This is a genomic window from Pseudomonas sp. B707 (assembly GCF_022496685.1).
GTDB classification, from domain to species: Bacteria; Pseudomonadota; Gammaproteobacteria; order Pseudomonadales; family Pseudomonadaceae; genus Aquipseudomonas; species Aquipseudomonas paraglycinae.
This window is the reverse complement of the sequence record NZ_WTVE01000026.1, coordinates 294463-307107: the sequence shown is the minus strand read 5'-3', so window position 1 is coordinate 307107 and position 12645 is coordinate 294463. Positions and strand designations below refer to the sequence as shown.

12 protein-coding genes are annotated in these 12645 nt (G+C 59.8%); 6 read left to right on the top strand and 6 right to left on the bottom strand.

Annotated elements, in window-relative coordinates; genetic code table 11:
- Positions 1-55 precede the first annotated feature (55 nt).
- The 3 genes from GQX66_RS16270 (at position 56) to GQX66_RS16260 (ending at position 2877) form a co-directional block, all read left to right on the top strand.
- Complete coding sequence (locus tag GQX66_RS16270; RefSeq protein ID WP_102686914.1) at positions 56-1000, top strand: ornithine cyclodeaminase family protein; 945 nt, start codon at positions 56-58, stop codon at positions 998-1000.
- A gap of 14 nt (positions 1001-1014) precedes the next feature.
- Positions 1015-2142 (top strand): FAD-binding oxidoreductase, encoded by a 1128-nt coding sequence (locus GQX66_RS16265; protein WP_085746994.1) that lies wholly within the window; start codon positions 1015-1017, stop codon positions 2140-2142.
- Between the two features lie 93 nt (positions 2143-2235).
- On the top strand, positions 2236-2877 hold the full coding sequence (locus GQX66_RS16260) for a PAS domain-containing protein (protein ID WP_007957327.1): 642 nt from the start codon (positions 2236-2238) through the stop codon (positions 2875-2877).
- A 37-nt stretch (positions 2878-2914) separates the two neighbouring features.
- Here the strand turns inward: GQX66_RS16260 and GQX66_RS16255 are convergent, their stop codons facing one another.
- From GQX66_RS16255 to GQX66_RS16230, 6 genes are all read right to left on the bottom strand, one after another.
- The gene (locus GQX66_RS16255; protein ID WP_011332566.1) at positions 2915-3691 is read right to left on the bottom strand and encodes an ABC transporter substrate-binding protein; all 777 of its coding nucleotides are present in this window, start codon (positions 3689-3691) and stop codon (positions 2915-2917) included.
- A gap of 181 nt (positions 3692-3872) precedes the next feature.
- A complete protein-coding gene (moaE, locus tag GQX66_RS16250; protein WP_085746993.1) occupies positions 3873-4325 on the bottom strand; it encodes a molybdopterin synthase catalytic subunit MoaE in 453 nt (150 codons plus the stop codon).
- A gap of 3 nt (positions 4326-4328) precedes the next feature.
- Entirely contained in the window at positions 4329-4571 is a 243-nt protein-coding gene (locus GQX66_RS16245) for a MoaD/ThiS family protein (protein WP_085608143.1), read from the bottom strand.
- Positions 4568-5041 carry a cyclic pyranopterin monophosphate synthase MoaC gene (moaC, locus tag GQX66_RS16240; RefSeq protein ID WP_064382454.1) on the bottom strand — a complete coding sequence of 158 codons (474 nt, stop codon included), beginning with the start codon at positions 5039-5041 and terminating at the stop codon, positions 4568-4570. The genes GQX66_RS16245 and moaC overlap by 4 nt, the downstream gene beginning before the upstream one ends.
- Positions 5042-5142: 101 nt before the next feature.
- Positions 5143-6537 carry a PhoH family protein gene (locus GQX66_RS16235; RefSeq protein WP_007957320.1) on the bottom strand — a complete coding sequence of 465 codons (1395 nt, stop codon included), beginning with the start codon at positions 6535-6537 and terminating at the stop codon, positions 5143-5145.
- A 349-nt stretch (positions 6538-6886) separates the two neighbouring features.
- Positions 6887-8011, bottom strand: a complete 1125-nt coding sequence (locus GQX66_RS16230; protein WP_085746992.1) for a polysaccharide deacetylase family protein — start codon at positions 8009-8011, stop codon at positions 6887-6889.
- Between the two features lie 138 nt (positions 8012-8149).
- On the opposite strand from GQX66_RS16230, the gene yaaA reads away from it, so the two are divergent.
- From yaaA to alg8, 3 genes are all read left to right on the top strand, one after another.
- Positions 8150-8929 carry a peroxide stress protein YaaA gene (gene yaaA / locus GQX66_RS16225; protein ID WP_085746991.1) on the top strand — a complete coding sequence of 260 codons (780 nt, stop codon included), beginning with the start codon at positions 8150-8152 and terminating at the stop codon, positions 8927-8929.
- An 811-nt stretch (positions 8930-9740) separates the two neighbouring features.
- Positions 9741-11057: a nucleotide sugar dehydrogenase gene (locus GQX66_RS16220; RefSeq protein WP_011332560.1), complete on the top strand. Its 1317-nt coding sequence runs from the start codon at positions 9741-9743 to the stop codon at positions 11055-11057.
- A gap of 83 nt (positions 11058-11140) precedes the next feature.
- Entirely contained in the window at positions 11141-12622 is a 1482-nt protein-coding gene (alg8, locus tag GQX66_RS16215) for a mannuronan synthase (protein ID WP_163974069.1), read from the top strand.
- Positions 12623-12645 lie beyond the last annotated feature (23 nt).

The window sequence follows — 12645 nt, the reverse complement described above, 5'->3', positions numbered from 1 at the left end:
AAACTAAAAGTCCATAATGGACAAATTAGTTTAGAAACAGTCTCCGGAGTCTGACATGTCCAGTACGCCTTACGTGATCGACCAAACCCAGGCCCGCGAGCTGTTGGCCCGGATCGATGTGCCGCAGATCCTGCGCAAGCTGTTCCGCGATCTGGCGGCCGGGCATGCGGTGCAACCGGCGCAGCAACTGGTGGAATTCCCTCAGGGTGCCGGGGACTTCATCAACTATCTGGGCGTGCTGGCGGAAGACGGCGTGTACGGGGTCAAGACTTCGCCTTACATCGTTCGCGAACAAGGCCCGCTGGTGACCGCGTGGACACTGCTAATGTCGATGCAGACCGGTCAACCGCTGCTGCTCTGCGATGCCGGCGAACTGACGACTGCCCGCACAGCTGCGACCACCGCCGTGGCGGTCGATGCCCTCGCCCCGTTAAAGGCCGCGCGCTTGGCAATCATTGGTAGTGGCAAGGTCGCCCAGGCGCACCTGCATTACGTCAAAGCGTTGCGCAACTGGCAGAGCATCAGTGTGTACTCGCCGACCTTGAGCGAAGACCCGGCCACCGCCCGCCAACTGCAAGCCCTCGATCCACGGGTGAACATCGCCGACAGCCGCGAAACCGCCATCGCCGAAGCCGACGTGATCATGCTCTGCACCTCGTCCGCAGGCCCCGTGATCGACCCGGCAACCTTGAGCAAACCGGCGCTGATCACCTCGATCAGCACCAACGCACCGCGCGCCCACGAAGTGCCGCCGCAAAGCCTCAACGACATGCAGGTGTTCTGCGACTATCGTCTGACCACCCCGGGCTCGGCCGGCGAGATGCTGATCGCCCGCGAACAACATGGCTGGGACAACAACGCGATCCTCGGTGACCTGGCGGATCTGCTCAGCGAAAAAGTGCAGCGTCCCGATTACAACCGTCACGTGTTTTTCCGCTCCATCGGTCTGGGCCTCGAAGACATCGCCCTGGCCAACGCCGTCTATCAATTGCAGCGCTGACACCGGAGATTTTCATGAGTCATGCAGATTTCATCATCATCGGCGGCGGGATTGCCGGCGCGTCCACCGGTTTCTGGCTGTCGCAGCACGGCAAGGTCGTGGTGCTGGAGCGCGAGTCGCACCCGGCCTATCACTCCACCGGGCGTTCGGCTGCGCTGTTCACCGCTGCTTACGGCACTGCGCAGGTCCGGGCGCTGACCCTGGCCAGCCGCGAATTCTTCGACCATCCGCCCAGCGGCTTCTGCGAGCACCCGCTGCTGACCCCGCGCGGGGAAATGACCGTGGACTTCACCGGCGACGTCGCCGAGCTGAACAATCAATACCTCAGCGCCAAAGCCACGGTGCCGGAGATGCAGTTGCTCAGCGCGGATGAAGCCTGCGCGCGGCTGCCGATCCTGCGCCGGGAAAAAGTCCATGGCGCGATCTACGACCCGACCGCCAGCGACATCGACACCGACGCCCTGCATCAGGGTTATCTGCGCGGCATCCGTCGCAACAACGGCCAGGTGCAGACCGATTGCGAAGTGCTCGGACTGAGCCGGGACGCCGACGGCATCTGGCACGTGCAGACCAACGGCCAGACCTTCAGCGCGCCCATCGTGATCAACGCAGCAGGCGCCTGGGCCGACAAGATCGGTGCCCTCGCCGGCGCCAAGCCGCTGGGCCTGCAACCGAAACGCCGCGCGGCGTTCATCTTCGCCGGCCCGGAAGGCGTGGACATTCATCACTGGCCGATGCTGGTCAGCCTCGACGAATCCTTCTACATGAAGCCCGACGCCGGGATGTTCCTCGGCTCACCGGCCAATGCCGACCCGGTCGAACCCCACGACGTGCAGCCGGAAGAACTGGACATCGCCATGGGCATTTACCAGATCGAGGAAGCGACGACCCTGACCATCCGCCGCCCGACCCGCACCTGGGCCGGCCTGCGCAGTTTCGTCACCGATGGCGATTTGCTGTCCGGCTTCGATCCTCAGGTGCCGGGGCTGTTCTGGGTCGCGGCCCAGGGTGGCTACGGCATCCAGACTTCGCCGGCGATGGGCATGGCCAGCGCGGCACTGGTACGTGGCGAATCGTTGCCCGACCATCTCAAGCAATTCGGCCTGACCGCCGCCATGCTCGCCCCTGCCCGCCTGGCCTGACCGTCCGCCCGGATGACGCGCCCGACGGATTGCGGCACACTCGCAACGCCCCCGGATCACGGGGGCGTTGACGTTGCCTGGAGCTCCACAGTTATGACCGCCCCCGAACACACGCCCGAGCTGCATGACGCCGCGCTGGACAACTACCACGCCATCGCCGACGCCATTGCCACGCTGTTCTTTCCCCACGCCGAAGTGGTGCTGCACGACCTGCGCACGCAGAAGGTCGACTACATCGCCAACAACCTGTCGAAACGGGTGATCGGCGATGAATCGTCGCTGGAAGACATGCTCAGCGACGACGTCAGCGAACGGAACATCGGTCCGTACGAAAAGCTCAACTGGGACGGCCAGAAGATTCGCAGCCTGAGCACCGTGCTGCGCGACAGCGAAGGTCATCCGCTGGCGGTGCTGTGCATCAATCTGAATATTTCGCTGTTCGAAAATGCCAAGGCTGCGCTGGACCTGTTCCTCTCGCCGAGCAAACTGATCCCGCAACCGGACTCGCTGTTTCGCGATGACTGGCAGGAGCGCATCAACACTTTCCTGCACGCCTGGCTACGCGAGCGGCAACTGAGCCTGAATTTGCTGACCCGCGATCACAAACGCGAACTGGTGCTGGCGCTGCACGCCGAGGGAGCGTTCAAGGGCAAGAGCGCCTCGAACTATGTAGCCAATGTACTGAACATGGGGCGGGCGACGGTGTACAAGCACTTGAAGGAATTGAAGGGCTGAAACCGTGCAGCCTGCGAAGGCTGCACGGTCTTCAGACTCAGTCGCCGTAGATGTCCGACTTGAAGTACTTCTCGGAAATTTTCTGATACTCGCCACTCGCGCGAATGCCGTCGATGGCAGTGTTCAACTGGCTGACCAGTTCGGTGTTGCCCTTGCGCACCGCAATCCCCGCGCCCTCGCCCACGTATTTCGGATCCTTCAGCTCAGGCCCGACGAAGGCGTAACCCTTGCCGCGCGGCATCGACAGGAAGTCGGTCAGCGGGATGGTGTCGGCGAAAATCGCATCGAGACGCCCGGCCGCCAGGTCCATGTAGATTTCTTCGTTGTTGCCGTAGCGCTTGACGTTGATGCCCTTGGGCTCGAACACCTCGGTGGCGTAACGGTCGGTGGTAGTCGCACGCTGCACGCCGACGGTCTTGCCCTTGAGGCTGGCGTACTGGTCATCGACGCTCGCGCCTTCCTTCATCACCAGCCGCGACGAGGTGAAATAGTACTTGTGGGTGAAGTCCACCGACTTCTTGCGGTCTTCATTGATGGTCATGGACGACAGCGCCATGTCGATTTTCTTCACTTTCAGGGAAGGAATGAGACCGTCGAACTCGCCCTCGACCCACACGCACTTGACCTGCATCTGCGCGCACAGGGCATTGCCGATGTCGTAGTCGAAACCGACGATTTCACCCTTGTCGGTCTTCGAGGCGAAGGGCGGATACGCCGCTTCGATACCGATGCGCAGGGTTTTCTCGGCGGCGAACGCGCTGCTGCACGCCAACAGGCTCAGCGCCAGACCGGTGATGAGGGGGAATTTCTTCATGTTCGTTCTCTCGCGGGTTGTTGTTGGTTTGGCAAGACAGAAGAAAAAGCTGGAAACGGGGAAAGACTTTTTTGTACTTGTAAATCCATACTGGACTTTTACGTACAAACCGTCAATTGGACAAACGCCATCGGCGTCAGCCGATGGTCGGGAGTCGAGGGGAGATTGATTGGGAAAGGAATTACTGCTTCCAGCGATCCGCCGCCGCATGATCGCTGTCGCGACCTTCGACCCAGCGCGGGCCGTCGCTGGTGTTTTCTTTCTTCCAGAACGGTGCGCGGGTTTTCAGGTAATCCATGACGAAGGCGCAGGCGTCGAACGCCGCCTGGCGATGGGCACTGGCGGCGGCGACGAACACGATCGGCTCGCCCGGTTCCAGCGCGCCGATGCGGTGCAGCACTTCCAGTTTCAACAGCGGCCAGCGCTCCTCGGCTTCAACGGCGATCTTGCCGAGGGCTTTTTCGGTCATTCCCGGATAGTGTTCGAGGAACATCCCGGCGACATCGAGGCCATCGTTGAAGTCGCGCACGTAACCGACAAAACTCACCACCGCGCCGACCCCGACATTGGCCGCGTGCATCGCGTTGACTTCAGCGCCGGGATCGAACGGCTCGGACTGCACCCGAATGCCCATGTCTCAGCCTCCGGTCACGGTAGGGAAAAACGCTACTTCGTCGCCATCGACCACCGGTTCGTCGAGCTGGCAGAGGTCTTCGTTGCGCGCGCACATCAGGTTCTGTTCGCTCAGCACCTCGGCGCCCTCACGCTGCGCCAGCAACGCACGAACGTCATCGACGGTGGCGAAATCACCTTCGACCTTCACCGAATCCACGCCCAGCGCCTCACGGTAACGGGCAAAAAACTTCACGGTCAGGTTCATGGCTGCTCCGCCTGGAAATGCCCGCTCTTGCCGCCAACCTTTTCCAGCAGACGTACGCTTTCGATGGTCATGCCACGGTCCACGGCCTTGCACATGTCGTAGATGGTCAGGGCGGCGACGCTGGCGGCGGTCAGTGCTTCCATCTCGACGCCGGTCTGCCCGGACAGTTTGCAACGGGCCACGATGCGTACCGTGTCATCGCCTTCGGCACTGAGTTCGACCTTGACGCCGGTCAGCATCAACGGATGGCACAGGGGAATCAGGTCACTGGTTTTCTTCGCCGCCTGAATGCCGGCAATGCGCGCCACGGCGAACACGTCGCCCTTGGGATGGCCACCGCTGACGATCATCTGCAGGGTGTCGGGCAGCATGCGCACCAGCGCTTGGGCCGTCGCTTCACGGAACGTCACGGCTTTTTCGGTGACGTCGACCATGTTGGCGCGACCTTGGGAATCGAGATGAGTCAGCACGGGATTACTCCTGATCAGGAGCACCGATTGTAAACCTGGGGGTCAGAATTGCGCACATAAAAAACCGGGCGACTTTGCAGTCGCCCGGTTCGGTTTGACGGTTACAGATGCGATTCGGCGTATTCGGCCAGGATCGAGCGAGGCACCCCTTGCAGGGTGATGTGCACACCGTTGGGGAAATCCTTGAAGCGTTCGGTCAGGTAGGTCAGCCCGGAGCTGGTCGCGGACAGGTAAGGGGTATCGATCTGTGCCAGGTTGCCCAGGCACACCACTTTGGAACCGGCGCCGGCCCGGGTGATGATGGTTTTCATCTGGTGCGGCGTGAGGTTCTGGCATTCGTCGATCAGGATCAGGCTCTGCTGGAAGCTGCGACCGCGAATGTAGTTGAGCGATTTGAACTGCAACGGCACTTTGCTGAGGATGTAGTCGACGCTGCCATGGGTGTTTTCGTCATCCATGTGCAAGGCTTCGAGGTTGTCGGTGATGGCGCCCAGCCACGGCTCCATTTTTTCCGCCTCGGTGCCGGGCAGGAAGCCGATTTCCTGGTCCAGGCCCTGCACGCTGCGGGTGGCGATGATGCGGCGATAGCGCTTGCTGACCATGGTCTGCTCGATCGCCGCGGCCAGCGCCAGAATGGTTTTACCCGAGCCGGCGGCGCCGGACAGGTTGACCAGGTGAATATCCGGATCCAGCAGCGCGTACAGCGCCAGGCTCTGGTAGATGTCCCGTGGCTTGAGGCCCCAGGCTTCCTGATGCAACAGCGGTTCCTGGTGCAGGTCGAGGATCAGCAGCTTGTCTTCTTCGATCTCCTTGATCCAGCCGACGAAGCCCTGCTCATCGATGATGAACTCGTTGATGTGCACGGCAGGCAGGTTGTCGATCAGCTGTACCTGATGCCAGGTGCGGCCGTGGTCCTGACGGGTTTCGACCTTGCTCACGCGGTCCCAGAAGGAGCCGGTCATGTTGTGATAGCCGTTGGGCAGCAGGGACACGTCGTCAACCAACTGGTCGGTGCTGTAGTCCTCGGCGTCGATCCCGCAGGCGCGCGCCTTGAGGCGCATGTTGATGTCTTTGGTAACGAGCACCACCGGTTTTTTCGGGTCGCGGGTATGCAGGTCGATCAGCTGGTTGATGATTTTGTTGTCGTTCAGATGCTCGGGCAGAATCAGGTTCGATTCGGCCTGCTTGCTCATCAGAATCGACAGCAAGCCCTTCGGGCCGCCCTTGCCGCGCTGGATCGGCACGCCCTGTTCGACATCATCGGGTGAAGCATCGCCCAGGGTCTTGTCGATCAGCCGGATAGCCTGACGGCATTCGGCGGCCACGCTGTGATGCCCGCTCTTGAGCTTGTCCAGCTCTTCAAGCACGGTCATCGGGATCGCGACGTGGTGTTCTTCGAAATTCAGCAGGGCGTTTGGATCGTGAATCAGTACGTTGGTATCGAGTACATAAAGGATTGGCTGGTTGGAGGAAGGGCTACGTCCGTGATCATCCATACTCGGTCACCTTTGTGGGAGCCATTCGACGCAATACCTCGGCGGTGCTGCGCCTCGAAGTGACTGCCGAATCCACCTGCACAGCTTTTGTCGGGATAGCAGGTGAACCGCACACAAAATGGGTCTTGGAAGACGCCACCTGTGTTGCAGGTTTCGGCGGTCTGACTTCGTAATACTCCAAAACCCGTGACAGAAAAAAGCACTTTGACGCTTTTTTGAAGTTTATTTTGCAAAGTGACGAAAAGCCCTTGGCGGACCGCCCTGCCCCCGTTAGAGTCGGAAGTCCGCCTGCATCGAATTCTGCAAAAAATTCACCCCAAGCCCAATGTTTCCGGGCTCTTGCCGTTTTTCAGCGAAACGCGTCCTGACAGTCTTCCCAGCCGATGCCGCTTTGCGCGGTTTGCGTGATCAGCCACGGCAACGCAGTCTTCACCGCATCCTGCTTCATGTTGAAATTGATCACCCCGTGCCGCCACAGCAGCATCAGGGTCAGCACCCGCTGCGCGCTCGGAGCGCCCTTGAGCTTGCCGGCGCCGTCCTGGGCATCGATGTCCCACAGCGCCACTTGCAGGCCCTGGCTGTTGAAAAAGCTCCGGGCATCGCTACGACGTTGCCCTTCCGGTGGACGGAACAGCGGCACGTAGTTCTCCGGCAACTTGTTCTTGACCAGATCGGCACTGCGCCGCACCGAATCCTGCCAGTCCTGCCAGTGGCTGTGGGAGCGGAACTCCCAGCCCTGCACGCCGACGCACTGCTGCGAAAACGCCGCTTGCAGGCTGCTGACGGAACGGTCGGCCAGCCGCGCCTGAACATCCTTGCCCAGCATGAAAAAGGTGCCGCTCAGGTTCGACTTGCGCAGGTACTCGGCGAGCCAGTCGGTGTTGTCCGGTTGCAGGTTGGCGGCGCTGTCGAAACTCAGCAGAAACAAGCGATCGTGCATGTCGTCGCCGTTGCGCTCGTAGTCTCCGAAATGATCGAGTTCGCTGCTGGTCTGCGGCGACAGCGCAGCCTTGCGCATCAGCTCATCGAGGTATTGCAGGTGGAAGATCCGGCTCGGCTCGGCCCACTTGGTGTAATAGCTTTCGTCGCTGACCACGAATTTGGCGGCCTGCTCGCGCAGGGTCGGCAGGTCTTCGACGAGGAAGCAGAACGAGGCGTCCTGATCGCAGCTTTGCTGGGCAAAGTTGTAGTTGGCCAGCAGCCGCTGCCACAGGCGCTCGCGCAGGCTGTTGATTGCATCCAGATTGACCGTGCGCAGCCCCAGACGCTGGGCGAGCGCCGCTTCGTCCAGCGCTTCGGTGCCGAGCAGGCCTCGGGCGAACATCAGGATTTCCGCCCGCGAGGCGACATCGAACAGGGTCGGATTGTCGAGTTTTTCCGGCCAGGTGCTGCGATCCAGCGTCGCGATATCGCCCGGCGCCGCAACGGCACCGACGCTCAACAGCCACGCGGTGAAAAAAAGAACAATGCGCAAAGGGTGTCTCCATAACAAAACCCGCGCCGCACTATAGCCGATCCGGCTCGTAAACCGCCGATCACCTATGGACGCGATAGCTGGAGTCATCCGCCCCAACCCCCTAGAATCGCCCCCACGATTAAAGGAGACGACTTCATGCTGATGGTGATTTCCCCCGCCAAGACCCTCGATTACGAAACACCGCCGGCGACCCAGCGCTTCACCCAGCCGAAATACCTCGACCATTCCCAGGAACTGATCCAGCAACTGCGCGAACTGAGCCCGGCGCAGATCAGCGAACTGATGCACGTGTCCGACAAGATCGGCGGCCTTAACGCCGCGCGTTTCGGCAGCTGGACACCGGCGTTCACCCCGGAAAACGCCAAACAGGCACTGCTGGCCTTCAAGGGCGACGTCTACACCGGGCTTGATGCCCAGTCGTTCAGCGAAGCCGACTTCGATTACGCGCAACAGCACCTGCGCATGCTCTCCGGCCTTTACGGCCTGCTGCGGCCGCTCGACCTGATGCAGCCGTATCGCCTGGAAATGGGCACCAAACTGGCCAACGCCCGTGGCAAGGACTTGTACGCCTTCTGGAGCACGCGCATCAGCGAATGGCTGAATGAAGCGCTGGCCGACCAGGGCGACGACGTGCTGCTGAACCTGGCGTCCAACGAATACTTCTCGGCGGTCAAACGCACAGCCTTGAATGCGCGAATCATCAACACCGAATTCAAGGACCTGAAAAACGGCCAGTACAAAATCATCAGCTTCTACGCCAAGAAAGCCCGGGGCCTGATGAGCCGCTTCGTGATCCAGGAAAAAATCAACGATCCGGCCCTGCTCAAGCAGTTCGATGTGCAGGGTTATCGCTACAGCGCCGAGCAATCGAAACCGGATAATCTGGTGTTTCTACGCGATCACGCCCCCGAATAAAGCATGCCTAATGCACGACTCTTTATATGAAGAGTCGTGCAGCTCGCACGATGTCAAAAAACCCCCGCCACATTTCGCCATTTTACTGGCGCCAGAAAAACATCCCTGTCTTTTCTAAGATTAGTTTCACTCGACACTGATCATTTTTTTCAGTAGTGGCACCTAAATTTTTTCACCGTAGTGGCACAAAACTATCTAACGTGATTTTTCGCCTGTTATTAAAGGTCGAAAACGAAACTGCTATCAAATTGATACTGGTGCCATCTCTGACAATATTTCAAGAAATTTCAGATTTCGCGATGAGCGGACAGGAACTTCGTCCGAATGCATAGCTCATACCACCGGTAACGATTCTCGCCGAGTTTGTACGAGATAACTTACGCGGAGCAGATAGCCATGTAACCAAGTTGTCACAGCAACTTGCCTAGATGACTAACTAGTCTCAAAGCAGACGATGGACAGGAGATACGCACCATTAATATCCCCTACAAAGGCCATGGCCGCGCCCTTATAAACGTGCTCACCTGAGCACCCAACCGCTTGATTTACGGGACTTTCATCCTGACATCGAGCGCGCAAGACGATTGCACAAGAGTCTTCTCCAAAGAAGATCGGCTGCATAACAGGGCACGTCATAACAACAAGGCCTGGTTGCGCACATCTTGAGTGCACTTATTTAGACACTCGGAACTTAAGTATGCCTGCACACGGCATTGTGGCGCCTGTATGCCGCACTTTCGAGTGCACTAATGAACGCTGAACACCATTAACTCCGGCCCTCTAAGGCCTGATATATACAGAGGTAATTGCGATGCGCATCAGCATATTTGGTTTGGGTTACGTTGGCGCAGTATGTGCCGGTTGCCTGTCTGCTCGGGGCCACGACGTAGTGGGCGTCGATGTTGCCAAAGACAAGATCGACATGATCAACGCTGGCAAATCTCCCATTGTCGAACCGGGCCTGGGCGAGTTGCTGGCACAAGGTATTCAGACCGGTCGTCTGCGCGGCACGACCAACTTCGCCGAAGCGATTCGCGACACCGACCTGTCGATGATCTGCGTCGGTACGCCGAGCAAAAAGAACGGCGACCTGGAACTGAACTACATCGAAGCGGTATGCCGCGAGATCGGTTTTGTCCTGCGTGAAAAGTCCACCCGCCACACCATCGTGGTGCGCAGCACCGTATTGCCGGGCACCGTGGCAAACGTTGTCATCCCGATCCTCGAAGACTGCTCCGGCAAGAAAGCCGGCGTTGATTTCGGTGTCGCCGTGAACCCTGAGTTCCTGCGTGAATCCACCGCGATCGCCGACTACGACCTGCCACCGATGACCGTCATCGGCGAGTTCGACAAGGCGTCGGGTGACGTTCTGCAATCGCTGTACGAAGAACTCGACGCACCGATCATCCGCAAGGACATCGCCGTTGCCGAGATGATCAAGTACACCTGCAACGTCTGGCACGCCACCAAAGTGACCTTCGCCAACGAGATCGGCAACATCGCCAAAGCCGTGGGCGTCGATGGCCGCGAAGTGATGGACGTGGTCTGCCAGGACAAGACCCTCAACCTGTCCCAGTACTACATGCGCCCGGGCTTCGCCTTCGGCGGTTCGTGCCTGCCGAAAGATGTGCGCGCCCTGACCTACCGCGCCGGTTCCCTGGACGTCGAAGCGCCGCTGCTCAACTCGCTGATGCGCAGCAACGAATCGCAAGTGCAGAACGCCTTCGACATCGTTGAAAGCCACGACAAACGCAAAGTCGCCCTGCTCGGCCTGAGCTTCAAGGCCGGCACCGACGACCTGCGCGAAAGTCCGCTGGTGGAACTGGCCGAGATGCTGATCGGCAAGGGCTACGACCTGAGCATCTACGACAGCAACGTCCAGTACGCCCGTGTCCACGGCGCAAACAAGGACTACATCGAGTCGAAGATCCCGCACGTATCGTCCCTGCTCAATTCGGACTTCGATTCGGTGATCGACAACTCCGACGTGATCATCCTCGGCAACCGCGACGAGAAGTTCCGCGCCCTCGCCGAAGAAGCGCCGCAGGGCAAGCAGGTGATCGACCTGGTGGGCTTCATGTCCAAGGCCACCAGCGCCGGTAGCCGTACCGAAGGGATCTGCTGGTAACGCAGCAGCAAGCCTCGAGCTTCAGGCCGCACGCCGTGAATCGGCGGGCGGCTTGAAGCCCCCATCACCTTCGGATGACGGTCATGTCCAAGCTCAAACATTTTTTTCTGCAATCCGCCGGCTGGCTTTTGTTTCTGAGCCTGCTGATGGGCCTGGCCCTGATGCTGCCCACGTCCACATTCGACTCCGAGTCGAAGGACTTCATTTTCCTGATTGGCGCCGTAGGTATCTGGCGCTACTCGATGGGTGCCACGCACTTTGTGCGCGGCATGATTTTTCTCTACATCGTCTACCCGCACCTGCGCCGCAAGGTTCGCAAGCTGGGTAAGGCGGCGGACCCGTCCCATGTGTTTCTGATGGTCACCAGTTTTCGCATCGACGCGTTGACCACCGCGCAGGTTTACAGCTCGGTGATCCGCGAAGCCATCGACTGCGAACTGCCAACCACCGTGGTCTGCTCCATCGTCGAAATGTCCGATGAGCTGCTGGTCAAGGCACTGTGGGCGCGGATGAATCCGCCAGACCGCGTGAAACTCGACTTCGTACGCATTCCCGGCACCGGCAAACGCGATGGCCTGGCCTATGGTTTCCGCGCGATCTCCCGTCACCTGCCGGACGACCGCGCCGTGGTGGCCGTGATCGATGGCGACACCGTGCTCGGCGAAGGCGTAGTGCGCAAAACCGTGCCGTGGTTCCAGATGTTCGGCAACGTCGGCGGCCTGACCACCAACGAGTTCTGCGAAGTGCGCGGCGGCTACATCATGAGCGAATGGCACAAGCTGCGTTTCGCCCAGCGCCACATCAACATGTGCTCGATGGCCCTGTCCAAGCGTGTGCTGACCATGACCGGCCGCATGTCGGTGTTCCGCGCCACCGTGGTCACCAATCCGGAATTCATCGCCGACGTCGAAAGCGACTCGCTGCAACACTGGCGCCTGGGCCGATTCAAGTTCTTGACCGGCGACGACAAGTCGAGCTGGTTCAGCCTGATGCGCCTGGGCTACGACACCTTCTACGTGCCGGATGCCGCGATCAATACCGTTGAACACCCGCCGGAAAAGAGCTTCATCAAGGCCAGCCGCAAACTGATGTTCCGCTGGTACGGCAACAACCTGCGGCAGAACTCCCGGGCGCTGGGCCTGGGTGTGAAACGCCTCGGCGCCTTCACCTCGGTGGTGCTGTTCGACCAGCGCGTATCGATGTGGACATCCTTGCTCGGCCTGACCGTGGCAATCATCGCCAGCTTCAAGTACGGCACCGCGTTCATCCTGGTTTACCTGCTGTGGATCGGCATCACCCGTCTGATTCTGACGCTGCTGCTGTCCTGCTCCGGCCACCGGATCGGCCCGGCTTACCCGGCAATTCTCTATTACAACCAGATCGTCGGTGCGCTGGTGAAGATCTACGTGTTCTTCCGCCTCGACCAACAATCCTGGACTCGCCAACCCACTTCCCTGACCCGTGATCTCGCCAGCTTTCAACGTTGGTTCAACACCTGGTCGTCTCGGACCATGACCTTCTCCGCCGGCAGCATTTTCGTCGCCGTGCTGCTGATGATGGTCTGACCTGCCCCTATTGAATTAACAAG

Bases quoted from the DNA above. Each gene is read 5' to 3' on its own strand.
- GQX66_RS16270 (WP_102686914.1), top strand. From the start codon at position 56: ATGTCCAGTACGCCTTACGTGATCGACCAAACCCAGGCCCGCGAGCTG.
- GQX66_RS16265 (WP_085746994.1), top strand. From the start codon at position 1,015: ATGAGTCATGCAGATTTCATCATCATCGGCGGCGGGATTGCCGGCGCG.
- GQX66_RS16260 (WP_007957327.1), top strand. From the start codon at position 2,236: ATGACCGCCCCCGAACACACGCCCGAGCTGCATGACGCCGCGCTGGAC.
- GQX66_RS16255 (WP_011332566.1), bottom strand. From the start codon at position 3,691: ATGAAGAAATTCCCCCTCATCACCGGTCTGGCGCTGAGCCTGTTGGCG.
- moaE (WP_085746993.1), bottom strand. From the start codon at position 4,325: ATGGGCATTCGGGTGCAGTCCGAGCCGTTCGATCCCGGCGCTGAAGTC.
- GQX66_RS16245 (WP_085608143.1), bottom strand. From the start codon at position 4,571: ATGAACCTGACCGTGAAGTTTTTTGCCCGTTACCGTGAGGCGCTGGGC.
- GQX66_RS16235 (WP_007957320.1), bottom strand. From the start codon at position 6,537: ATGGATGATCACGGACGTAGCCCTTCCTCCAACCAGCCAATCCTTTAT.
- yaaA (WP_085746991.1), top strand. From the start codon at position 8,150: ATGCTGATGGTGATTTCCCCCGCCAAGACCCTCGATTACGAAACACCG.
- GQX66_RS16220 (WP_011332560.1), top strand. From the start codon at position 9,741: ATGCGCATCAGCATATTTGGTTTGGGTTACGTTGGCGCAGTATGTGCC.
- alg8 (WP_163974069.1), top strand. From the start codon at position 11,141: ATGTCCAAGCTCAAACATTTTTTTCTGCAATCCGCCGGCTGGCTTTTG.